The following is a 22,947-nucleotide window of genomic DNA, read 5'->3' as shown; positions in this document are numbered from 1 at the left end:
CGGTGCGAGCAAACAACGTAGAAGCAGGCGGAGGAAACCATGGCCCAGATGTTGGCCGTCGTCGGGGGCGGGGATCTCGGCACCCATGCGGTGCTGGCCGGTGAGGCCCTGCGCCAGGCCGCCGCCCGCCTCGGGCAGGCCCTCGACCTCGAACTCAGGGGCAAGGGGGTCGGCGGCAATCCGCTGGCCGAATCCGCCATCGCCCGGGGCGATTCCGTCCTGCTGATCGGAGAGGGCGATCTCGGGGAGGGTCGTTTCGGCACCATGCGCAAGGTCCGGATCGGTATCGAGGAGGTGCTGACCGACGCCGATTCGGTGCTCGGTCGCTTCCTGGCGGGCAGTGACACCGCGCCGGCAGCGCCCGAGGCCGGCGGCAGGATGCGGATCGTCGCCGTCACCTCCTGCCCCACCGGCATCGCCCACACTTTCATGGCGGCCGAAGGCATCCAGGCCGCCGCGCAGGCGCTGGGCCACGAGGTGAGGGTGGAGACGCAAGGTTCGGTGGGTGCCCGCGATGCGCTCACCGCCGCCGAGATCGCGTCGGCCGACATCGTCCTCATCGCCGCCGATACCGGGGTCGACCGCTCCCGCTTTTCAGGCAAGCGGCTCTACGCCACCAACACCAAGGCGGCGATCCGCAACGGGAAAGGGCTGATCGCCACCGCTCTCGCCGAAGCGCAGGTCCAGGGGCAGGGGCACGGTGCCGAGACGGAGGAGACGCCATCCCGGCCGGCCGCCGCCGAGAGCAGGGCCGGCGCCTACAAGCATCTGATGACCGGCGTCTCCTTCATGTTGCCTTTCGTGGTGGCGGGTGGCCTCCTCATCGCCCTGGCCTTCGCCGTCGGCGGCATCGACGCGATGAAGCCGGACCATGCCGGCAGCCTCGGCTACGCGCTGGGCGAGATCGGCGCCAAGGCGGCCTTCGCCCTCATCGTCCCGGCCCTGGCCGGCTACATCGCCTATTCCATCGCCGACCGGCCCGGCATCGCACCGGGCATGATCGGCGGCATGCTGGCGGCGAACCTCCAGGCCGGGTTCCTCGGCGGCATCGCGGCGGGCTTCATCGCCGGCTACGTCACGCGCTTCCTCAATCGACACATCCGGCTGCACCGGAATCTCGAAGGGTTGAAACCCGTCCTGATCCTGCCGCTGCTCGCCACCACCATTACCGGCCTGATGATGATCTACGTGGTGGGCGTGCCCGTCGCCGCGATTCTGGCCGGCCTCACCGACTGGCTGAAGGGCATGCAGGGGGCGAGCGCCCTCGTCCTCGGCCTGATCCTCGGTGGGATGATGGCCGTCGACATGGGCGGCCCGATCAACAAGGCCGCCTATGCCTCGGCCGCGGCCCTGCTCTCTTCCGGCGTCGACGCGCCCATGGCGGCGGTGATGCTCGGCGGCATGACGCCCCCGCTCGGGATCGCGCTGGCCACCCGGCTGTTCCCGAACCGCTTCTCGCAACCCGAGCGCGAGGCCGGCGGCGCGGCGGCGGTGCTCGGCGCCGCCTTCATCACCGAGGGCGCGATTCCCTTCGCGGCGGCCGACCCCCTGCGGGTGATCCCCTCCATGGTCGCGGGCTCGGCCCTGGCCGGCGCCATCGCGCTCACCGCCGGCGTGACCCTGAAGGTGCCCCATGGCGGCCTGTTCGTGCTGCCGATCCCCAATGCCGTCACCAACCTGCCCTGGGCCGTCATCGCCCTCTTGGCCGGGACGGTCGTCACGGGCCTGATGGTGGGGCTGCTGAAGAAGCGGTCGGCCTGAAAGCCCTCATCGAGACCCTTCCCCACCCCTTTGCGGGGGAGGGGGCGTGCGGAGCAGGCACGAGAGGGGACGACCTTTCCGGACAACGCGCTCCCCTCTCCCGACCCTCGCTCACGCGGAGGGAGAGGGACACGCATCGGAGCCGGCAGCAGGACCGGATCCGCGACAGCATCGGAATCATCGAGGGGGAACAGGATGAAGGCAGGATCGACGATACTCGCAGCGCTCGCGCTTTGCGCGGCGACGACGTCCGGGACCCTCGCGCAGATGGCGCCGCGCGGCACGACCGCCGGCCAGCCGGACGGCCAGGACATCACCGGTGCCGAGAGCGCGGCCGGCGCCGCCGATACCCTCGGGCAGAGCGCGACCCCGGCGACCCTGCCGGTCGGCGTGTTCGATATCGGCAATGGACTCGCGTTGAGCGCCAACTACACCGGCCAGGCAGCCGCGAACCCGATCGGCGGCATCCGCCAGGGCTCGGCCTACGCGGGGCAGCTCTTCTTCGGCATCGACGGCGACCTCGACCGCCTCGCCGGGATCGCGGGCGGCTCGTTCCACATCGCGGTCACCAACCGCCACGGGCGCAGCCTCTCCGACGATTCCATCGGCAACAACACGTCGGTCCAGGAGATCTTCGGCGGCGGGCAGACGACGCGGCTCACCCTGCTCAGCTACCAGCAGAAGCTGTTCGACAATCGGCTCGACGTCGAGTTCGGGCGGTTGGTTGCCAACATCGCCTTCCTCAACTCACCGATCTACTGCAATTTTCAATCGAATTCCGCCTGCGGCAACCCGACCTTCGTGTTCAAGACCTCGAACTTCACCTTCTGGCCGGTGGCGAGCTGGGGCGCGCACGCCAAGGCCTGGCTCACCGACAGGGTGTTCGTCCATGGCGGAATCTACGAAGTGAACCCGCTGCACCAGCAGCCGGGCGACAACGGCCTCGATTTCTCCACCAAGGGCGCCACCGGCGCGATCATGCCGTTCGAGCTCGGCTATTCCACCACCTTCGCCAACGATCGCCTGCCGCGCAATTACGGGATCGGCGGCTGGTACGACGCCTCCGACTATGTCGATCCCATGCGCGACGTCACCGGCCGGCCGGCGGTTCTCACCGGATTGCCCCTCGGCACCCGGTTCGGGCGCTCGGGCGTCTATGCCCGGTTCGACCAGATGGTCTGGCGGCCCGACCCCACCGCGCCCCAGGGGCTGACCCTGTTCGGCGTCGCCATGGCCGGCACGTCGGGGCGTCTCAACGAGGATTACTTCCTCGAGATCGGCGCCCTGCAGACCGGCACCTTCGCCGGCCGGCCCTTCGATACGCTGGGCTTCGTCATCAACACGCAGGCGTTCAGCGATCTCGCCCTGCAGAACATCCGGCTGGCCCAGGCCTCGCTGGGCATCGATCGCAAGATCCCGAGCCGGCAGGTGATGATGGAGCTCAATTACGGCATCCAGGTCACGCCCGCGATCCGCCTGACGCCGAACCTGCAATACATCGTCGACCCGGACCAGACCCGGTTTCCCACCTATCGCAAGCCCATTCCGGATGCCTTCGTCGTCGGCGCCAAACTGTCCGTCGACCTCTTCACCCTGGCCGGCTTTGCGAAAGGCCCCGGCTCCGATTGATGCGTCCCCCCGATCGGCTCGCGCCTCGTCGCTGCGCCGTCGAAACGCCAACCGAAGCGGGGAAGGGGGACCTTTGCGTTTACGTTGCTCTCATTTTATGATGCGGCGGAACAGTTGACCTAACCGCGCCGGAGCGTCGTGACCTGATGCCCACGTCCATCGAGGTCGGATTGAGCCGGCCCTGGCATCGCCTTCGCCTGCCGCAGCGCCTCGAAGCTCAATACCATGCCGAGGACGTGCCTCCGCGCGGTCTGTACTTGCAGTCCTGGCTGCTGGTCTTCGTCCTCTTCAACATCATCTCGTTGAAAATCGATTTCGATCTGTTCGGCCGCGATGCGATCGCGGTGCCCGCCGGGTTGACGGTCGGTGTCTTCATTCCCCTCGCGTTGGGGTGGATCGTGGCTTTGCGCGGGCGGCCCTCCCTGCGCCGGCAGGGAGCGGCCGCGACGATCACGGCACTCGCGGACATGGCGATCATCCTCAACAGCGCCAGGATGGTGCCGCAGGAGCACGCCGACACCTACCTCATCCTCGCCGCCATCGTTCCCCTCGTGGTGGGGATGATCTCGCCCCTGTCGTTCCGGTTCAGCCTGTGGTTCTGCGGATCGGCATTTCTGCTGTATGTCGGCTTCGTCTTCGTGTCCGGGTTCGGACCGGATGGGCATACGGGCGTGCCCCTCCTCGTGGCGGCGCTCATCCTGGTGCCGATCAAGCTCGCCTATTCGCGCGAATGGGACCGCAAGAAGAGTTTCCTCCTCGGTCTGCGGGAGAGGGAACAGGCGGACGAACTGGCCCGGGCCTGCGCCCGCCTCACGATCCTCTCGGAGACCGACCCTCTCACCGGTGCGGCGAACCGCCGGCTCTTCACCGAGCAGCTGGACGAACATTGGGAGCTTGCCGCGACCCGACACGAATGGTTCGGCGTGCTCCTCGTCGATATCGACCATTTCAAGCGTCTCAACGACACGGCCGGCCACGCCGAGGGCGATGGCTGTCTGGTGAGCGTCGCCGACACCCTGAAACGCGATCTCGCCCGCTGGGGCGGCCTGGTCTGCCGCTACGGCGGGGAGGAATTCGCCGCCTTCGTTCCCCGGGCCACGGCCGAGACGATCGGCGATGTGGGCGAAAGCCTGCGGCTGGCGGTGATGGACCAGGCGATTCCCCATCCCGGCCTGCCGGATGGCGGTGTCGTCACCGTGAGCATCGGGGTCACCGCAGCCCACGGCGCGCTACGGCATGTGGGCATCACCGCACCGCAACTGCTCCGTGCCGCGGACGCGGCGCTCTACGCGGCGAAGACGGCGGGCCGGAACCGGGTGGACTCCCAATCCGTGATCCCGCCGGCGAATTCGAGCCGGGCGACCGAGCACGCGGCCTGACCGGCTCATGCAAGGTCCGGCCGTATCCGTGGATCACCATGACTGGGAGCTCGCGAGACTTTGCGCCCAACGAGCCCGATGGGCACGCCGACCCGTCATCGAATCCTTCGGCGGCCCGATCAAGACCAGCCGATCTCAGGGAAACCCGGTGCGGTCCGAAGGGCCTCGTTCAACCCGGACAGAGCACCTCGGTTCTCGGTCCAGTCGCGGATGCTCCTCGATAACGGTCGCGATGCCTCGACCCGCGTCGTGCCCGATCAGTCGACGGGCACGACCTTCAGCTGCAGGAACTGAACGTGCCGGAACTCCGCCGGCGGCACTGCGATCTCGTCGTACTTCCCGCCGCCCTTGGGACGGCAGAACAGGAAGCCTCCCATCATCCTGACCTTGAAGAAACTCCCTTTCTTCAAGGTCAATTTACCGCCGCGCGGGTTGATGGCCTCGATGTCGCTGACGATCACGACATCGTCCTGCGGCCTGAAATCCGCGTTGAACAACTCGGGATCCACGCCGTCTTTCCAGTTATCCATGACGATTGCGATCCACTTCGATCGGGGGGCAAGCGAGGCTCGACGGAACGCCATATCACGCCGTCCCAACACGCGTCGTCGCTCGCTCCATTTCCTCGGTGGTCTTATCTGCGCCGGCGCGCAACGCCCCGTAGCGGAGCAGGTCGACAGCGGAGGAAGCGGGCGCGCCACGTCGCCACGCTCATCCGACTGACGCCGGGATCGGGCGGCGCAACAATGTCTATCCGCCCGACGCGGCGATGATGTATCCCGTCGCAGGGCGTGGGCGCCCGTGCCAGCGTCATGTGCCGGATCAGCTCTCGATCGCGGCCGAGACATCCTGGCGGACATGACCGGCCGATCCGTGCCCGAACGACTCGATACCGAGTGACGGCTGCTGGCTCGCTTCTGTGCGCTGCGAATCCGGTTGGCCGACGGTCCGACGTAGCGGATCGGCGCACGAGGCAACCAGCACCTGCCCGGGAAAACCTCTGGCTCCGGCGTGAGGAGCGTGACTCGGGCGAGCGCAAGTTCTACCTCCGAAACTGCCCGCCGATACGACCGTCCAGCAACTCGCCGCCATGATCAAAGCGCGCTGGATCCGCGAGCAGGCGCTTTGGAAGATGAAGGATGAACTGGGCCACCACCGCGGCGATACCAATACTGTGGCAGCGTCCTACCCCCCCCACTTTGAGAGCGATCTGCCAAAGTAGTGTTGGGTATTGCACCATTGTGGCGTCGTTCGCCGGCCCATCTTGTGCTCCGCTCAACCGATGGCGACCAAAAGGATTTGTGATCGCCACTCGGCTTGCAGCTAATTTGAACGTATTCCAGTTGGTGAATCTCGCCACAGAATTCCTACAACGATTTTGCCGCACGATGTCGTCCATAGAAGTCAGGGTTAGCGTCTATGGGGGGGCGACATCTTCATTGAATATGGCGATGGTTCATACCTGCCACACAACGCCAGAGTACGCAGGTTAGCGGTCCATGCTCTTAAAGAAGCGAGCGCTCTTTTGGAACGCGCGGTAATGGAAGAGACATGCGACCGCCCCGGGAGCGAAGGCCAAAACCTCAAGTCGAAGGCAGAACGCGCTTGCCTACATCTAATAAAGAAGTAGCCCGATCTGCTGCCGTTTAGCTAACGCTCTTAGCAGACGCCTTCTGCTCCCTGCGCTTTGCAAGGCGCTCGAGATGTTCCGCTGTCGGCGGCAAAGCCCTGCGCGCCTCAATTTGTGCGGCTCGTCGTTCGGCCTTGACTGCCAAGCGAGCGGCTTTCCGTTCGGCAAGCGCCTTCTCTCGCCTGTTCTGCTTCTCTTTCTGGTAATCAACAAATGACTGCTGGCCGTTTTTGGCGACGTCCTTGTCCTTAGCCTGCGCGGCCCGGAAGGATGCGAGCAATTCAGCGTCATCGATACCCGGCGCACAAAAATAGCGCTCAAATATCTTCATGTTGAAGTCGAGGACAGGTCCATTGATGTGGCGACGGTCAGGAATGAATTGGTTGTCGAAAGCGTACAAAACGATATCGTAGCTCGGGAAGTAATACAGGTTCTCGTCACCGTCCTTCGTTTCTCTATAAAACTCGTCGACGGCGGCGCGAATGATCGACTTCGACGCAGCGTTGGCTGAGAGACAAGAAATCGGACGGAAGGATGCGGCCAAGGGGATCGGTGAGACTGTAATCACCACTTTAGCATTTGGGTTGTACTTCGCGATCAGCGCGCGAATGTTGTAGATGTTCGTCTTTGTTTCCGCAAAACTGGCGACGCGGAATTTGTGTCGGGCCGGGTCGAGCTTCGCCTTTGGGGGCGCTCTCCAGAAGACCTCTCCGGTTGGCTCGTCGTACCAGATCTCCGACAGCCCGAGAGTGATGATAAAGACCTCGGCGGCATCAAATAGGGATTTCGTAGCAAGACGGGCTTCCTCGGAGTAGCCAAACTCCTCGTGATTATACCCTTCCCACATGGCCTCGGTCGGGAAGACGTTCTCCCAGGCCCACTCGAATTGCTGCCTGATCGCAGATGTGTGGACGATGCCGTCACCCATCTTCGTGACGTAGGCCTTATTGTCCTTCTTGGTCAGGACATTGTAACCCCGAGCGTCCAAATAATTGCTGATATTAATGGCAAAGCAAGACCCAAATGCAACAATTGGGGTGTCCCTGGCAACAAACGGAACCGCTGGCATGAAGCCTTTTGTCAGATACCGATCAACAACGTAATCTTTTTCCAGAGAGTTATTGTCTGGATATAAGGACGGACGATTGCTGTAGCTGGCACTGATCTTACGTGCCACGCCATCTGAGACCAATTCCAACATGCCCACGTTGATCTCCTGAAGATTGCAGCTGCGGTTAGATCGCCGATTTGTTGTGCATCTTAGGAGACGAACCACAAGCCCGCGAGTGAGAAATCCGAACTTGCCCAGAGCGGCGCAGACTGTGTCGTCATGAGCACAGGGCGAGCCGTCGACGACGCACACCACAATCGGCTCCTAGAGGCCGACGATTAGGATTCCACCGCTCGCTTAGCTGTCTTCCGAGTGCTTTTGTTCCGAGCGACCCGGTCGCCGCCCCCCTAATCACGGCCGACAATCCCTCCGGTCCAGTCAGTTTCCGAATATTTCCAGTGAGTAACGGCGGCATCGAAATGCGACCATACGGTCTTTGCCTGTGATCGTGCCCCGTGCGAGACTGAGTGATGGGGTCACACGCGAGCGATCCAATCGCTCAAATCCCGGGGATAAAAGTGACGAAGATCCAGACCACACTGCAGCTACCGAATTTAGCTACGTGACCCGATAATTTTCGTTGAGTATCTCAATTTAAACAGAAAAACAGGATTGGTGCCGCAAGAGGGATTCGAACCCCCGACCCCCTCATTACGAATGAGGTGCTCTACCAGCTGAGCTATTGCGGCAAGATCCGTGGTGTGACGCTGCGTGGCGCGTCGGATCGTTGCGGGGTCATAGCCGTCCGATCGGCCGATGGCAAGGCGCTCGGCGACGTCTTCCTGATGCAACTGTGCCACGCAGGCCGCCTCCCGGTCCCGCGGTCGTCCGTGCCGCCTTGACGTGGGGCGGTACGGCTTCGAAGGCTCGCGGCGTCTGTCAGGAACCGCCATGTCCCTCATCGCCCGCCTGCGTGCCTATGCCGCCGACGCGTTCGGCCTCTCCGCGAGCCCGGAGGAGGCGGAGGCCGTCGACGAGCGTCTGGCGGCCATCGCCCTTCTCGTCCATGTGGCGCGGGTGGACGGCGTCCTCGACGGGGCCGAGTCGGAGCGGCTGTGCCGCCTCGTGGAAGGGCGCTACGCCGGCAACCGCGAGCAGGCGGAGGCGCTCATCGCCCGGGCGGCCAGTGTCGATTCGCAGACCCGCGACATGGCGCTGCTGGTCGAAATGATGGGCCATGAATTCGGCGAGTCCGAGCGGGCGCGGCTGCTGTCGATGGCCTGGTCCGTGGCCGGCGCCGATGGCACCGTTCATGAATTCGAGGAAGCGCTGGTCTGGCGGCTCGGGCGCCTGCTGCGGTTCGACGACACGGCGATCCGCCTCGCGCGCGCCGGCGCCGAGACCGGAGCGGTATCGTAGGGCGGCCTTGCAGGCGCGATCTCCGGGATCGGCGGGCCACATCGGGCGTGGCGGGAGGATCGTGGCGCGATGATCGTCAGTTTGACGCTGATCCTCCTGGCTCAGCTCGTTGGTGAAGCGCTGGCACGGGGAGCGGCCCTTCCGGTGCCCGGCCCCGTCATCGGGATGGCGCTCCTCCTTCTCTTCATGGTGGTCCGGGACCGTTGGCGCGGCCAGGCCGCCCGCATCCTCGCCGCGCCCCTCGTGGACGGCACCCTGGAGCGCTCGGGAAAAGGGCTGCTCGCCCATCTCTCGCTGATGTTCATCCCGGCCGGCGCCGGGATCGTCGGCCGGCTCGACGTGCTCGAAGCCCATGGCCTGGCCCTCGCCTGCGTGGTCGTCGTCTCGACGCTGGCGACCCTGACGGCGACGGCGCTCACCTTCGTGGCCGTCAAGCGCTGGGTCGCACCGGGGGAGCGGCCATGACCGGCGATTTCGCCCTCTGGGTCTATCTCTCGCGCACGCCCCTGCTGTGGCTGACCGTCACGCTCATGGTCTACGCCGTGGCCGACCGCGTCGCCACGGCGACGAACCGGCATCCCCTCGCCAATCCCGTGGTGGTCGCCATCATCCTGATGGCCTGCGTGCTGAAGCTGACGGGGACGCCCTATCCCACCTATTTCGAGGGCGCGCAGTTCGTCCACTTCCTGCTGGGGCCGGCGACCGTGGCCCTGGCGATCCCGCTCTACGAATACCGCGCGACGGTGCTTCGCTCGCTGGCGCCGATGCTGGCGGCCCTCCTCGTCGGCTCGGTGGTGGCGCTGATCTCGGCGACGACTCTCGGAACCGCCTTCGGTATCCCGCACGACGTCATCGTCGCCTCGGTGCCGAAATCGGTGACGACCGGCGTCGCCATGGGCATCGCCCAGAATCTCGGCGGCGATCCGACCCTGGCGGCGGTGCTGGTGATGCTGACCGGCATGACCGGCGGCATCCTGGTCACTCCGCTCATGAACCTGCTCCGCATCGAGGACATGCGCGCGCGGGGCTTCGCGGCGGGTCTGGCCGCCCATGGCGTCGGCACGGCGAGGGCGTTCCAGGTGAACGAGGTGGCCGGCGCCTTCGCCGGCATAGCGCTTGGCCTCAACGCCCTCATCACCGCGATCCTGGCGCCGCTCGCGGTGACGTTCCTGCGCTGAGGCTGCCCCCTACTTCGCGCCCGCGGCTCTGGAGAGTTCCGTCGGCGTGAAGCGCCCATCCTGGCCCGGCTTCATGTCGATGCGCGTGTCGTGGAGGGCATGCAGGGTCGAGCGATGGCCGATCGAGACGATCGTCGTCCCCGGCAGGCGCTCGCGCAGCATCCGGTAGATGCCGGCCTCGCTCGGCTCGTCGAGGGCGGCGGTGGATTCGTCGAGGAAGAGCCAGGCGGGCTTTGCCAACACGGCGCGGGCGATGGCCAGCCGCTGCTGTTCGCCACCGGAGAGGCGCTGATCCCAGGCATCGACCTCGTCGAGACGGTCGGCGAGCTGCGGCAGCTGCGCGGCGATCAGCGCCTCGCGGATCGCCTCGTCGGAGAACTGGTCGGTGGTGCTGGGATAGACCACGGCACCGCGCAGGGTCCCGAGCGGGATATAGGGCCGCTGCGGCAGAACCAGAGCGGACTGGCCTTCCGGCACGTCGACCCGGCCCTTCCCGAACGGCCAGATGCCGGCGATCGCGCGGAACAGGGTCGACTTGCCGGAGCCGGACGGCCCGGTGAGCAGCGTCGCCGCCCCCTTGCCGAGGGTGAACGAGCCGGCGGTGACGATCTCGCGGCCGTCGGGCAGGGCGAGGGTCAGGCCGGAGGCGGTGACGTTCGGGCCGGTCCCATTGCCCTGGACGAGCCCGTATCCGGCACCGGACAGGGCTTCCGCCTTGGTCATTGCCCGCTTGAACGACGTCAGGCGGTTGGTATTCGCGCGGTACGACGCGATGGTGGTGTAGGAATCGATGAAGAAGGATAATGAGCCCTGGACGCTGCTGAATGCGTTCGCGGTCTGCTGGAACTGGCCGAGGGTTATCTTCTTCAGGAAGTAGGACGGAGCGGCGAGGATGTAGGGAAACACCACGCTGATCTGGTTGTACGACAGAGTGAAGCTGCCGATCTTGATCCGCCGATAGATGATGGCGAGGTAGTTTCCGATGATCTCTTGGAAGAGTTCGCGCAGGCGCACGGTCTCCGAGCGCTCGCCACGCAGCAGGGCGATCTGCTCGGAATAGATCCGCGTCCGCGCAAGGGAGAAGCGGAAATCGGCCTCGACCTTCTCCTGCCGGAAATCGAGCCCGATGAGCGGACGGCCGATGAGATGGGTCAACCATGTTCCGACCACCGCGTAGACGATGACCAGCCAGACGAGGAACCCGGGCACGACCGTATCGGTGAAGGGGAGTACGAAGTCCCGCGACAGGCCCCAGAGAATGACCATAAACGAGACCAGGGTCGCGGCCTGCGACAGGAGCCGGATCGACAGGCTCGTCGTCTGCTGGATGAAGAGGTTGACGTCGCTCTGGATGCGCTGATCCGGGTTATCGGCCGGCTCGTCCGTGAAGGGGATCCGGTAATGCGTGCCGCCATCGAGCCAGCGGCTGTAGAGGCTGCGAGCCAGCCAGGTGCGCCAGCGGATGTGGAGCGAGGCATCGACGAAGGTGTCGAACATGCCGATGATGACCCAGATCGTCGCCAGGGGCACGAAGATCCAGACGAGCTGATACCAAAACGCGTCGGCGTTATATTCCTGCAGCGCGTTGAAGAGGTCGCGGTACCAGAAGTTCAGGCGCAGCTGAAGCGCGACCTGGGCGAAGGTGATGAAGATGGAGAGCGCCACGAGACGTCGCGCCACTCGACCTTCGGTGCTGCCGAAAAAGTGAAACGGCCGGATTTCCCGGTTCGGCGCCTCGCGTGCGGCGAAGAATGGGTCGGCGATGCGGGTGATCGCGCGGATCGGTTCGAGATGGGAGATTCCGAACACGATGCCGGCGAAGACCACCGCGCCCGTGGCCGCGAAGGCCGGTGGCAGCAGAGCCGCCAGCGTCTCCGGCAGGAGGCCCGAGGCCGCGAGTTGTTTGGCTCCGGCCAGGAACAGGTAGCCGAAGCCGTAAACCGATACGAACACCTTCAGGTAATCGGACAGCTTGGCGGAGGCGAGGAGGATCACCGCCATCGCAAAGCCGCTGAGGCTGACGTAGAGTGGCGTTGCGGTGCCAGGCAGGATCAGAAGTACGAGTGCGAAGAGCGCCGTAATGGCGGCCTGCAGGCCGAGGCCTGTCCTGAGTACGGCCACGCGCGTCTCCTCAAGTGGATGATTCAAATAGGCGACTTCGCCCGCCGGATCGGGACCGGACCGTGACGGCGGCAGTGACGGCCGGTCGTGGCGAGATCGTGGCGGCGGCAGTGACGGCCGGTCGTGGCGAGATCGTGGCGGGGGAAGGCGCCGCCGGATGCGTCAGATCGGATCAGGGCCAATCCCAATCGCCGTAATCCGGTTCGCGACATCGGTAGCCGACCGGGCATTCCAGATTGTCGCGGGTGGGCACGAAGCGGAGTTCGGCGATCTCCGTCATCCCGCACTGGCTCCGGTCGCTGACGAAGCGCTCGGTCCGGCCCGGTGGCTCAATCCTGCTTGGCTTCTCCGGCTTGCCCGCCGGCCATGACAGGACCGCCGACCCGTCCCGCTTCACGAGCGCCATCGCATCCGCGCAGGCCATCCGCATGGTGGAGGGGGGTGCTTGAGCACCGGCCGGGACTGCGATGGTGACGCAGACGGCGAAGGCGAAGCGTCTCATCACGATGGCACGGATAACTGACTTGTTTCTCACAAGCTTGAGCATGGCAGTTTTGGTGAGGGACGGGAAGGGCTTGCCGTTTGCTCGCCCTATTCGCGGAGTCTATCCACCGCTATCGATGGCGCCGGGACAGAATAGCCACAGGCCTGTCCTGACCAAAGCCGGCTTCATGAGTGCATAAGGGTCCGGTTGTCGAAGGGGGGCGGAGGCTGTTCAAGTCGCCGTACGGTGAAGCGGCCGCCGCTGCGAGATCGGTTCCGCCCCAGGGGGAGCCTTACGGGAGACGACGATGACCGCGGGCGTCGAAGAGAGGGATGTGAGGGGGAGCGACGAGGGAGCGCCGTCGCCGGCCGTAGCGAACGGCTCCGTCAGGTCGAGCCGCGCCCTGGTGCTTCCCGTCTCGCTCGCCATGGGCTGGGGCGTGCTCCTCGGCTACAGCACCGTTCTGCTGACCGACGACCCGCCGGCGCGCCCGGAGATCGACACGATCCAGACGGCCTTCAACGAACCCGGTCCGTTCGAGGATCGGGCGGGTGGGGCGCGCTCGCCCCGTGGCAGCGCTCCCTGGTCCGATGTGGGTGTCGGGTCCGGTCCGTCGGGACGGGATGCCGTGGTCGCCCCAACGGTCCAGCCCGGCATCCGGTCCGCCGCCTTGCGACAGGATCCCGAAATGGCACCCCGTGCCGACGCGGTCACGGCCGCGTCGCCCCCGGTCGAGCCGGCAGCCTATGTCGGTCTTTGGGGACCCAACGAATCCGCGTGCGGCCGCGGCGCGCGGCGGCGGGGATACATTCCGGCGCGGATCACCGAAAGCGGGGCTCGGGCCGGCAACACGGTGTGCACCTTCCGCGACGGGCGGCGCATCGGCGCGAGTTGGAGCGTGTCGGCCTCCTGCAGCGATGGCGGCCGGCGCTGGTCGTCCCAGGTGAAGCTTCTGGTCGACGGCAACCGCCTGACATGGTCGAGCGCCAAGGGCGACGCCTCCTACGTCCGGTGCCGGCGCCGCGCGGGATAGGCGCGGGCGGGATCGTGGATAAAACATCTCCGCTGCACGAGCATGGAGCGCTGCCCGCCCCCGATTGGGGCTGATTGATCTGCGGATCCGCTCAACAGGTGTCCCCTCTACCCAAGAGGGTTCGAGATGAGGCGCGACGGACTCCGTCTTCTGGAAGGCGACGGCATTCGCATATGTCGTGGGATGCGCGGCCCTCCTACCCCTTGTGGGGAGGAGTTGGAGGTGGGGGTGGTCGGGCGACCCTCCTGTTGCTGCGGAGGCTGGCGGAGCCACCCCCACTCCTAACCTCTCCCCACAAGGGGGAGAGGGACGCGGTCTGCTTCGACAACGTAGCTGTATGAAAATCCAGTAGCCCGATCGCGGACACTCGACATGTCCCGCCCACAACGAAAAAAGGGCCGTCTTGCGACGACCCTTTCCGCCCTCGCGGCCAAAACCGCGAGAGCATCCGTTCCGATGGAGAGCGTGGACTTCTTAGAAGTCCATGCCGCCCATGCCGCCGCCGCCCGGCATCTGGGGAGCGCCGCCGTCCTTCTTGGGAGCATCGGCGATCATGGCCTCGGTGGTGACGAGGAGGCCGGCGATGGAGGAAGCGTCCTGCAGAGCGGTGCGCACGACCTTGGCCGGGTCGACGATGCCGGCCTGGATCATGTCGACATACTCTTCGGTCTGGGCGTTGAAGCCGTAGGTGATCGAAGAGGTGTTGTCGGTGATCTTGCCGACCACGATCGAGCCTTCGACGCCCGAGTTGGCGGCGATCTGGCGGATCGGGGCCTCGAGGGCCTTCAGCACGATCTTGATGCCGGCCTGGACGTCCGGATTGTCGCTCTGGAGAGCGCGGACGGCCTCACGGGCACGCAGGAGAGCGGTGCCGCCGCCGGGGACGATACCCTCTTCCACCGCAGCGCGGGTGGCGTTGAGCGCGTCGTCGACGCGGTCCTTCTTCTCCTTGACCTCGACCTCGGTCGCGCCGCCGACGCGGATGACCGCGACGCCGCCGGCGAGCTTGGCCAGGCGCTCCTGGAGCTTCTCACGGTCGTAGTCCGAGGTGGTCTCCTCGATCTGCGCCTTGATCTGGCCGACGCGGGCTTCGATGTCCGCCTTCTCGCCGAGACCGTCGATGATCGTGGTGGTCTCCTTCTCGATGCGGATGCGCTTGGCGCGGCCGAGCATCGGGAGGGTGACGTTCTCGAGCTTGATGCCGAGGTCCTCGGCGATCATCTGACCCTGGGTCAGGATCGCGATGTCCTCGAGCATGGCCTTGCGGCGATCGCCGAAGCCCGGAGCCTTGACGGCAGCGACCTTGAGGCCACCGCGCAGCTTGTTCACGACGAGCGTGGCGAGAGCCTCACCCTCGATGTCCTCGGCGATGATGACGAGCGGCTTGCCGGTCTGCACCACGGCCTCGAGAACCGGCAGCATCGCCTGGAGCGACGAGAGCTTCTTCTCGTGGATGAGGATGTAGGGGTCCTCGAGCTCGGCGACCATCTTCTCCGCGTTCGTGATGAAGTACGGGGAGAGGTAGCCGCGGTCGAACTGCATGCCCTCGACGACGTCGAGCTCGGTCTCGGCGGTCTTGGCTTCCTCGACGGTGATGACACCCTCGTTGCCGACCTTCTGCATGGCGTGGGCGATCATCTCGCCGATTTCCTTGTCGCCATTGGCCGAGATGGTGCCGACCTGGGCGACTTCCTCGGACGAGGCGACCTTCTTGGCGCGGCTCGTGATGTCCTTCACGGCGGCGGTGGTGGCGAGGTCGATGCCGCGCTTCAGGTCCATCGGGTTCATGCCGGCGGCGACGTACTTGGCGCCTTCACGGACGATGGCCTGGGCCAGGACGGTGGCGGTGGTGGTGCCGTCGCCAGCGATGTCGTTGGTCTTCGAGGCCACTTCGCGCACCATCTGGGCGCCCATGTTCTCGAACTTGTCGGAGAGCTCGATCTCCTTGGCGACGGTGACGCCGTCCTTGGTGATGCGGGGAGCGCCGAAGCTCTTCTCGATGACGACGTTGCGGCCCTTGGGGCCGAGCGTGACCTTCACTGCATCGGCGAGAATGTCGACGCCGCGGAGCATCTTCTCGCGGGCATCGGAGCCGAAGCGTACTTCTTTCGCTGCCATGTTCAAATCCTCATGAGGTTCGAAGCCCTGAGGCGCTCATCGAAGTGCGCGCTCGAAGGGCTTGGATTGGAAGAAGGAAGAGGGCCGGGTCGCTTTAGGCGACGACGCCCATGATGTCGGATTCCTTCATGATCAGGAGGTCCTGACCGTCGATCTTGACTTCGGTGCCGGACCACTTGCCGAACAGGACGCGGTCACCGGCCTTGACGTCGAGCGGGTTCACCCGGCCGGCCTCGTCACGGGCGCCAGGGCCGACGGCGACGATCTCGCCCTCTTGCGGCTTCTCCTTGGCGGTATCGGGGATGATGATGCCCCCCTTGGTCTTCTCTTCGCCCTCGATACGGCGGACGACGACACGGTCGTGCAGCGGACGGAACTTCATGAGCTGCCCTCTTGCTTCAAATTCATGGATGGCGTTGATGCGGCCGAAGGGCTCGCCCAACCCAGGCTGTTAGCACTCCCGAGCGAAGAGTGCCAAAGCAAGGGCGGAGGTAGGCTCAAGCCCCTTGCGAGTCAAGACGCGGACGACGCGTCATGCCGCGTTTGCGCAGCATGTTCTGCTCTCCGGTCGCTGACAGACGGATGACAATCACCCCATGATCAGTCTTCAGGGACCGCAGGGCGCGGTCGAGCATTCCGGCGCTGCCAATGGCGGCGGCGTGCCGAGCCACGCGATCTGGATCGATCTGAACGATCCGAGCACCGAGGAGGCGGAGCATATCGAGGCCGCCACAGGCTTGCGCGTCCCCTCGCGAAAAGCCCTGAGCGAGGTCGAGAATTCCAGCCGCCTGCGGCGGCTGAAGAACGGGCTCTCGCTCTCCACCCCGATGATCACCTTCGACAAGGTGGATTCGCAGCTGACCCCGCTCGGCTTCGTCCTCACCCGGGACCGGCTCATCACGGTCAGGTTCAACGAGCTGCGCGCCTTCGAGGAGGTCAAGAAGCGCATCGGCGACAGCGACGGCGATTGCCAGACCGGCACCGAGATCTTCCTGCTCTTGGTGGAGGAGCTGGTGGACAGCCTCGCCGACGCCCTGGAGGAGATGGGCGCCGATCTCGACGCGCTCTCCACCCGGATCTTCGATTTCGACGTGAGGGCAGGGGGCGTCGCCGGCGATTCCGGCAAGACCCCGCGCCGCCGCGATCTCGCGCTGCGCCGCATCCTCCGCAGCGTCGGCCGGCGGGGCAAGGCGCTCGGCAAGATCCGCTCGAGCCTGCTCGGTCTCGAGCGCATCCTCCCGTTCGTCGCAGGCGAGTGCGAGCACCTCCTCGGCGCCACGGAGATGCCGCGCTTCGAGACCCTGCGGCGGGACATCGCCTCCCTCGACGAGTTCGAGATCCGGCTTTCGGAGAACGTGCAGTTCCTTCTCGACGCCACCCTGGGCCTCATCAACATCGAGCAGAACAACACCTTCCGCGTGCTCACCGTGGTCTCGGTGGTGGGCGTTCCGCCGACCCTCATCGCCTCCATGTACGGCATGAACTTCAAGCACATGCCGGAACTCGACTGGGTCTATGGCTATCCCTATGGTCTGTCGCTGATCGTCATCAGCGCGATCATCCCCGTCGTGTTCTTCAAGCTGCGCGGCTGGTTCTGACGCGGGGGCGGCCCGGCCGGCTCGGGATTTAGGGAATTCTTTTCGGGCCGGCGCGCAAGGATCGGGAGCAGAGCCGGGCCTCCGGCGACCAGAGTCGACCGCATGGCCGTGATCGCCGCCTTCATCCTGAATGCCGGGCTCAATTTCTGCCTCGGCCTGCTCCTCGCCAAGCTGATGGGGCCGGCGGATTTCGGCCTGTTCGGCCTCGCCACCACGGGCGCCGTGGTCCTCAACACCCTCGTCTTCGAATGGCTTCGGCTCTCGGCCACCCGGTTCTACTCCAACCGCGTCCGGCAGGAGGAACCCTGGATCCGTCATGGGCTCGACCGCGCCTACGCCGTCCTCGCCCTCGTCCTGCTGGTCGCCTCCGCCCTGTGCGCGGTGGTCGGCGCGACGGTGGAGATGGATGCGCAAGGGCGCTTCGCCATCGCGGCGGGGGCGGGGCTGGCCGCCTTCGGCATCGGCCTGTTCGATTATCACGCGGCCCTGACGCGGGCACGCTTCGACGGCGGCCTCTATCTCAAGCTGACCATCGTCAAGAACGGCCTCGCCTTCCTGCTCATGGCGGGGGCGGCCTGGCTGTTTCCACAGCCGGTCTGGGTGCTCGTCGCCTGCGGGCTCAGCCAGTTCCTGCCCGTCCTCGTGCTGCGCAGGCCCCTGCTCGATCCGAAGGTGCCCATCGTCCGCGTGCGCATGGGCGAGACCTGGCGGCTGTTTCGCGCCTACGGGCTGCCGCTCATCGCCGCGAACGCGATCTACCAGATCACGCCGTTCCTCAACCGCAGCGCCATCGCCATGTGGTTCGGACTGGCGGAGGCCGGGTATTTCGCCCTGGCCGCCGATGTCGCCACCCGCAGCCTGAGCATGATCGGCACGGCCCTCGACCTCATCCTGTTCCAGCTCGCCGTGCGGGTGGACGAGCACGAGGGCCACGTGGCGGCCGAGGCCCAGATCGGCCGCAACGCGGGCATCGTGGTGGCCCTGATGGTGCCCTGCGCCGGCGGGCTCTGGGCCGTGCTTCCGGCGATCCAGGGGCTCATCGTGCCGGAGGCGTATCGCGGACCCTTCGCCCTCTACGCACTGATCCTCATTCCCGGCCTGCTCTGCGGCACGCTGCTCAATTTCGGCCTCAACCCGATCTTCCAGATCCGCCGCAAGACGGTGCCGGTCATCGCCGCCGCCATCGTCGGCCTCGCCGTGAACGCCGTCTGCCTGCTCGTCCTGCCCACGCATTTCGGGGCGCCCGGCATCGCCATGGCGCAGAGCGCCGGCCTCGTCGCCTCGACCCTGTGGCTGGCGGTCCGCGCTCTTGCCGGACCGCAGCGCCTGCGCATCGACTGGTGGGACGTCTTTGCCGCCTGCACCGCCACCCTGGCGATGATGGCCTGCCTCGCGCCGTTCCGGCACATGGACCCGGCCATGGCCCTCGCCATCTCCCTGCCCCTCGGCGTGCTGGTCTACGTCCTGCTCGTGGCGCTGTTCGACATCGCCGGCCTGCGCAGCCTCGCCGCCGCGTATCTGCGGCAGCGCACCGTCACCCCGACCGCCTGAGACAGGAGCGCCGCTTGAAAGGGGGGCACCGCTTCCCGCATATGGTTCGGCAAAGGATGCCGGCGAGCATCACAACGGGCGGGAAACGATGCGGACATACGAGCCTCAGGACGAAGGCGAGGCGCAAGCCATCGTCGCCGATGCGGCCGGCCGCGCCGAGCCGATGCGCCTCGTTGGCGGGGGCACCAAGGCCGCCATCGGCCGCCCTGCGCAGGACGAATCGACCCTCTCCTCCCTGAAACTCTCCGGCGTCACCCTCTACGAACCGGCCGAGATGGTGGTCGCCGCCCGCGCCGGCACTCCCCTCGCGCAGGTGCAGGCCCTGCTGGCGGAACGCGGCCAGATGCTGCCCTTCGAGCCGATGGACCACCGCATCCTGATGGGCTCGGGCGGCGAGCCCACCTTCGGCGCGGTGGCGGCCACCAACAATGCGGGACCGCGCCGGATCAATGCGGGCGCGGCCCGCGACAGCCTGATCGGCGTCCGCTTCGTCAACGGGCGCGGCGAGGCCATCAAGTCCGGCGGGCGGGTGATGAAGAACGTCACCGGCCTCGACCTCGTCAAGCTCATGGCCGGCTCATGGGGCACCCTCGGCCTCCTCACCGAGGTGACCTTCAAGGTGCTGCCGGTGCAGGAACGGACGGCGACCCTGGCCTTTTCCGGCCTGGACGACGCCACGGCGGTGGCGGCCCTCAGCGCCGCCCTCGGATCGCCGTTCGAACTCACCGGCGCCGCTCACCTGCCGAGCGGCCTCGACGGGCCGAGCCCCCGCACGCTGATGCGCCTGGAGGGCTTTTCGGACTCCCTCGATTATCGCCTCGGCGAGTTGCGCAAGCTCCTGCGGCGCTTCGGCGAGCCGGAGATCATCGAGGACGGGATCGGCGCCGTCCTGTGGGCCGCGATCCGCGACGTGATCCCGCTGACGGAACCGCGCGCGGCCGCCGTGTGGCGGATCTCGACCGCGCCGACCAAAGGACCCGCCGTCACCGCCGCCATCGCGGCGCAGCGCCAGGCGCGCTGGTTCTACGATTGGGGCGGCGGCCTCGTCTGGCTCGCCACTTCTTCCGAGGGCGATGCCGGCGCCGAGACCATCCGCAACGTCCTGCGCTCCACCGGAGGCCACGCCACCCTGGTGCGGGCGCCGGACGCGGTCCGCGCGGCCACCGCCGTCTTCGAGCCCCTGTCCGATCCCCTGCTGCGGATGACGGCCGGGATCAAGGCGGCCCACGATCCAAAGGGGGTGTTCAACCCCGGCCGGATGTATGCGGGGATCTGAACGTCCCGCGGCGAGCGCTCGTGGGGAGCGCTTTCGACGGTCTGCGCCATCCGCGTCGTCGGGGTGCGGCAGGCTGCCGCTTAGAGCCGTTCCAAGCCTCGGCTTCCGCCCGAATTCCCTCTAAGCTGCGGGAAACAGCGCCGGGCGGCGGAAGATCGCCGGGCGGGCTGACGTATCGGGACCCCGAGGAAACGCCGTGCAGACCAATTTCAGCCTGACGCAGCTTGCCGAGCCGGCGATGGCGGCGTCCGAGAAGATCCTGCGGACCTGCGTGCATTGCGGGTTCTGCACCGCCACCTGCCCGACCTATCTCCTCCTTGGCGACGAACTCGATTCCCCGCGCGGTCGCATCTACCTGATCAAGGACATGCTGGAGGGCGGCAAGCCGGCGACACCGGAGGTGGTCAAGCATGTCGACCGCTGCCTGTCCTGCCTGTCCTGCATGACGACCTGTCCGTCCGGCGTGCATTACATGCACCTCGTGGATCACGCCCGCACGCATATCGAGGAGACCTATCGCCGGCCATTGAGCGACAGGCTCCTGCGCAGCGTGCTCGCCTTCGTGCTGCCCTATCCGAACCGCTTCCGCCTGGCGCTCCTGGCCGCCAAGATCGGCTCGCCGTTCCGGCCCCTCGTCGCGCAGTTGCCCCGTGTCGGCAACCGTCTCGCGGCGATGCTCGACCTCGCCCCCGCGCTCCTGCCCAACCGCACCGTCAACGACCGGCCCGGCACCTTCCCCGCCGACAACCGCGCGCGGGAAGCCAGCGCCCTGCTCCAGGGCGAGGCCGCGCCCGCCCGCGCCGGACGGGTCGCCCTCCTGCGCGGCTGCGCCCAGAGCGTGTTGCGGCCGGATTTCAACGAGGCGGCGGTCCGGCTTCTCACCCGCCACGGCGTCGAGGTGGTCCAGGCGAAGGGGGAGGGGTGCTGCGGCGCGCTCACCCACCATATGGGCAAGTCCGAGACCTCCCACGCCCAGGCCAAGCGCACCATCGATGCCTGGATCGCCGAGATGGACGGCGACGGCCTCGACGCGATCATCGTCACGGCCTCGGGCTGCGGCACGACGATCAAGGATTACGGCTTCATGTTCCGCGACGACCCGGCCTATGCGGACAAGGCGGCGCGGGTCTCGGCCCTCGCCAAGGACGTCACCGAATACGTCGCCAGCCTCGGCCTGATGCCGCCCCTGTTCGAGAGCGACCTCGTGGTCGCCTACCATTCCGCCTGTTCGATGCAGCACGGCCAGGGCATCCGCACCGAGCCGAAGAACCTGCTCAAGAAGGCCGGCTTCACCGTGAAGGACGTGCCCGAGGGCCATATCTGCTGCGGCTCGGCCGGCACCTACAACATCCTCCAGCCGGAGATCGCCGGGCGCCTGCGCGACCGGAAGGTGGCCAATATCGAGCGCATGCGCCCCGATCTCATCGCCACCGGCAATATCGGCTGCGCCACGCAGATCGGGAACGGCACGCGCATCCCCATCGTGCACACGGTGGAACTGCTGGATTGGGCGACGGGCGGGCCGAAGCCGGCGGTGCTCGAGGGATTGGGCGGGACGCGGGTGCTGGAGGCGGCGGAGTAGACCCGAAGTGGCGCCTACACCTCCGCATTTCACCTAGACCTGCGCATGTCCTGTCGACGGGTCGGATCGGCAGCGGACGGGAAGAGGGGGGTCAGGGAGTTCCAGACTCGCTCACCGGAATCCAGCGATAGCCCGTTCCTCGCGCTTCGACATGGCCGAGCGACGGGAACGCCGTGTGATAGCCCGCCACCAGCAGCCTTTCGGTGGCGGCCATCGCGTAGATCGCCCGACGGGTCGCGATGCCCTGATCCTTGTCGAGATCGAACAACGCGTGCCATTCGGGGTGAATCAGGGATGCCACCTCATGATGGGCGCAATCGCCCCACACGAGCATCCGTTGCCCCTCGCTCTCGCAATGGAAGGCAAGGTGCCCCGGCGTGTGCCCGAAGGCGGCCACCACGTCGATGCCGGGCGCGACCGTGTCGCCGGGTCCGACGAAGCGGATGCGTTCGCGCAGCGGGACGAGGTGGCTGCGCACCACCGCTGCCGATCGGTAGGTGTTGCTGTCCGCCGGCGCCGACAGGCGCTCCTCCGCGGTCCAGAAGCGGTATTCCGCCTCTCCCACGACGTAGGCCGCGTTGGGAAATTGCGGAACACCGCCGTCCAGGAGGCCGCCGATATGATCCGTATGGCAATGCGTGATCACCACGAGGTCGATCGTCTCCGGCGCAATTCCGGCGCGCCGTAGCGCCTGACCCAGCCGCCCTCCCGCCGGCCTGGGGATGAAGCCGACCTCGCCGTTTCCGGTATCGAAGAGGATGCGCTGTGTGCCGGTCTCGATCAGCGTCGGGGTGAAGCCCGGCGTGAAGCGGTCCGGAGCAAGCCGGTTCTCCCGCATCAGCGCTTGCACCTCCTCTCTCGGGCGGTCCTCGCCGACGATCGGCCATGGCCCGTCGATGGTCTCGTCCGCATCGAGCAAGGTGGTGATGGTGAAGGCGCCGAGCCGGATGCGCCGCGACGCCGACGCCTCGGCCAGGGCGGCCGCACCGGCCAGGGCCGGCCTCGCGCCGGAAAGAGCGAGGCCCGCGAGGGCGCCCGTGACAAGGCGGCGGCTCAATGTGATCATCGTCGCAGGATCTCCGGCTGACCCCGCCGCGCCGGTGGACCGCGAGGCGGGGTCAGCCGGAGATCCTGCGA

Annotated in this window: 18 protein-coding genes, 1 tRNA gene and 1 pseudogene; 12 read left to right on the top strand and 8 right to left on the bottom strand. The window is 66.6% G+C overall.

The genetic code is table 11. The features are described 5' to 3' along the window. The first annotated feature begins 39 nt into the window (after positions 1-39). The 3 genes from MBTS_RS01595 to MBTS_RS01585 all read left to right on the top strand — a co-directional run bounded on the left by MBTS_RS01595 (position 40) and on the right by MBTS_RS01585 (position 4,769). Positions 40-1,761 carry a fructose-specific PTS transporter subunit EIIC gene (locus MBTS_RS01595; protein ID WP_192214954.1) on the top strand — a complete coding sequence of 574 codons (1,722 nt, stop codon included), beginning with the start codon at positions 40-42 and terminating at the stop codon, positions 1,759-1,761. 267 nt (positions 1,762-2,028) lie between these two features. Next, the gene (locus MBTS_RS01590; RefSeq protein WP_192214953.1) at positions 2,029-3,390 is read left to right on the top strand and encodes a carbohydrate porin; all 1,362 of its coding nucleotides are present in this window, start codon (positions 2,029-2,031) and stop codon (positions 3,388-3,390) included. 146 nt (positions 3,391-3,536) lie between these two features. Beyond that, positions 3,537-4,769, top strand: a complete 1,233-nt coding sequence (locus MBTS_RS01585) for a GGDEF domain-containing protein (RefSeq protein ID WP_147831700.1) — start codon at positions 3,537-3,539, stop codon at positions 4,767-4,769. Positions 4,770-5,026: 257 nt separating this feature from the next. Here MBTS_RS01585 and MBTS_RS01580 read toward each other — a convergent pair whose 3' ends face one another. Beyond that, positions 5,027-5,353, bottom strand: coding sequence for a hypothetical protein (locus MBTS_RS01580; protein WP_187273401.1), 327 nt, complete (start codon positions 5,351-5,353; stop codon positions 5,027-5,029). Positions 5,354-5,669: 316 nt separating this feature from the next. Between MBTS_RS01580 and MBTS_RS24270 the strand changes: the two are divergent. Beyond that, positions 5,670-5,919 (top strand): annotated as a pseudogene (locus MBTS_RS24270) (IS701 family transposase); the annotation flags it as partial. A gap of 496 nt (positions 5,920-6,415) precedes the next feature. Here MBTS_RS24270 and MBTS_RS01570 read toward each other — a convergent pair. Both MBTS_RS01570 and MBTS_RS01565 read right to left on the bottom strand, forming a co-directional pair. After that, positions 6,416-7,600, bottom strand: coding sequence for a GSCFA domain-containing protein (locus MBTS_RS01570; RefSeq protein ID WP_192214951.1), 1,185 nt, complete (start codon positions 7,598-7,600; stop codon positions 6,416-6,418). A gap of 523 nt (positions 7,601-8,123) precedes the next feature. Then, positions 8,124-8,199: transfer RNA gene (locus MBTS_RS01565), tRNA-Thr, on the bottom strand. 202 nt (positions 8,200-8,401) lie between these two features. On the opposite strand from MBTS_RS01565, the gene MBTS_RS01560 reads away from it, so the two are divergent. The 3 genes from MBTS_RS01560 (at position 8,402) to MBTS_RS01550 (ending at position 10,047) form a co-directional block, all read left to right on the top strand. Further along, complete coding sequence (locus MBTS_RS01560; protein ID WP_192214950.1) at positions 8,402-8,869, top strand: tellurite resistance TerB family protein; 468 nt, start codon at positions 8,402-8,404, stop codon at positions 8,867-8,869. A gap of 69 nt (positions 8,870-8,938) precedes the next feature. Beyond that, the gene (locus MBTS_RS01555; RefSeq protein ID WP_018042548.1) at positions 8,939-9,334 is read left to right on the top strand and encodes a CidA/LrgA family protein; all 396 of its coding nucleotides are present in this window, start codon (positions 8,939-8,941) and stop codon (positions 9,332-9,334) included. Next, on the top strand, positions 9,331-10,047 hold the full coding sequence (locus tag MBTS_RS01550; protein WP_056257819.1) for an LrgB family protein: 717 nt from the start codon (positions 9,331-9,333) through the stop codon (positions 10,045-10,047). The genes MBTS_RS01555 and MBTS_RS01550 overlap by 4 nt, the downstream gene beginning before the upstream one ends. A gap of 9 nt (positions 10,048-10,056) precedes the next feature. Here MBTS_RS01550 and MBTS_RS01545 read toward each other — a convergent pair whose 3' ends face one another. Together MBTS_RS01545 and MBTS_RS01540 are read right to left on the bottom strand one after the other, a co-directional pair. Continuing rightward, entirely contained in the window at positions 10,057-12,168 is a 2,112-nt protein-coding gene (locus tag MBTS_RS01545) for an ABC transporter ATP-binding protein/permease (protein ID WP_192214949.1), read from the bottom strand. Positions 12,169-12,340: 172 nt separating this feature from the next. After that, positions 12,341-12,670: a hypothetical protein gene (locus tag MBTS_RS01540; RefSeq protein WP_018042551.1), complete on the bottom strand. Its 330-nt coding sequence runs from the start codon at positions 12,668-12,670 to the stop codon at positions 12,341-12,343. Between the two features lie 289 nt (positions 12,671-12,959). On the opposite strand from MBTS_RS01540, the gene MBTS_RS01535 reads away from it, so the two are divergent. Beyond that, the gene (locus MBTS_RS01535; protein ID WP_192214948.1) at positions 12,960-13,685 is read left to right on the top strand and encodes a hypothetical protein; all 726 of its coding nucleotides are present in this window, start codon (positions 12,960-12,962) and stop codon (positions 13,683-13,685) included. 474 nt (positions 13,686-14,159) lie between these two features. On the opposite strand, the gene groL is transcribed toward MBTS_RS01535, so the two are convergent. After that, positions 14,160-15,803, bottom strand: coding sequence for a chaperonin GroEL (gene groL, locus MBTS_RS01530; RefSeq protein WP_018042553.1), 1,644 nt, complete (start codon positions 15,801-15,803; stop codon positions 14,160-14,162). Positions 15,804-15,897: 94 nt separating this feature from the next. Continuing rightward, positions 15,898-16,185, bottom strand: a complete 288-nt coding sequence (gene groES, locus MBTS_RS01525) for a co-chaperone GroES (RefSeq protein ID WP_018042554.1) — start codon at positions 16,183-16,185, stop codon at positions 15,898-15,900. Positions 16,186-16,399: 214 nt separating this feature from the next. Between groES and MBTS_RS01520 the strand changes: the two genes are divergently transcribed. From MBTS_RS01520 to MBTS_RS01505, 4 genes are all read left to right on the top strand, one after another. Beyond that, positions 16,400-17,401: a magnesium transporter CorA family protein gene (locus tag MBTS_RS01520; protein ID WP_192214947.1), complete on the top strand. Its 1,002-nt coding sequence runs from the start codon at positions 16,400-16,402 to the stop codon at positions 17,399-17,401. A gap of 102 nt (positions 17,402-17,503) precedes the next feature. Further along, positions 17,504-18,952 (top strand): lipopolysaccharide biosynthesis protein, encoded by a 1,449-nt coding sequence (locus MBTS_RS01515; protein WP_192214946.1) that lies wholly within the window; start codon positions 17,504-17,506, stop codon positions 18,950-18,952. An 88-nt stretch (positions 18,953-19,040) separates the two neighbouring features. Continuing rightward, entirely contained in the window at positions 19,041-20,228 is a 1,188-nt protein-coding gene (locus MBTS_RS01510; protein ID WP_147831648.1) for an FAD-binding protein, read from the top strand. Between the two features lie 196 nt (positions 20,229-20,424). Next, positions 20,425-21,810 (top strand): heterodisulfide reductase-related iron-sulfur binding cluster, encoded by a 1,386-nt coding sequence (locus tag MBTS_RS01505; RefSeq protein WP_056144091.1) that lies wholly within the window; start codon positions 20,425-20,427, stop codon positions 21,808-21,810. A 91-nt stretch (positions 21,811-21,901) separates the two neighbouring features. On the opposite strand, the gene MBTS_RS01500 is transcribed toward MBTS_RS01505, so the two are convergent. Continuing rightward, positions 21,902-22,876: an MBL fold metallo-hydrolase gene (locus MBTS_RS01500; protein WP_147831650.1), complete on the bottom strand. Its 975-nt coding sequence runs from the start codon at positions 22,874-22,876 to the stop codon at positions 21,902-21,904. Positions 22,877-22,947 lie beyond the last annotated feature (71 nt).

The sequence above is a fragment of the Methylobacterium bullatum genome (genome assembly GCF_014845095.1).
Classification (GTDB): domain Bacteria; phylum Pseudomonadota; class Alphaproteobacteria; order Rhizobiales; family Beijerinckiaceae; genus Methylobacterium; species Methylobacterium bullatum.
Note: the sequence above shows the minus strand (reverse complement) of the source record. Positions and strands in the feature narration are given on the sequence as shown.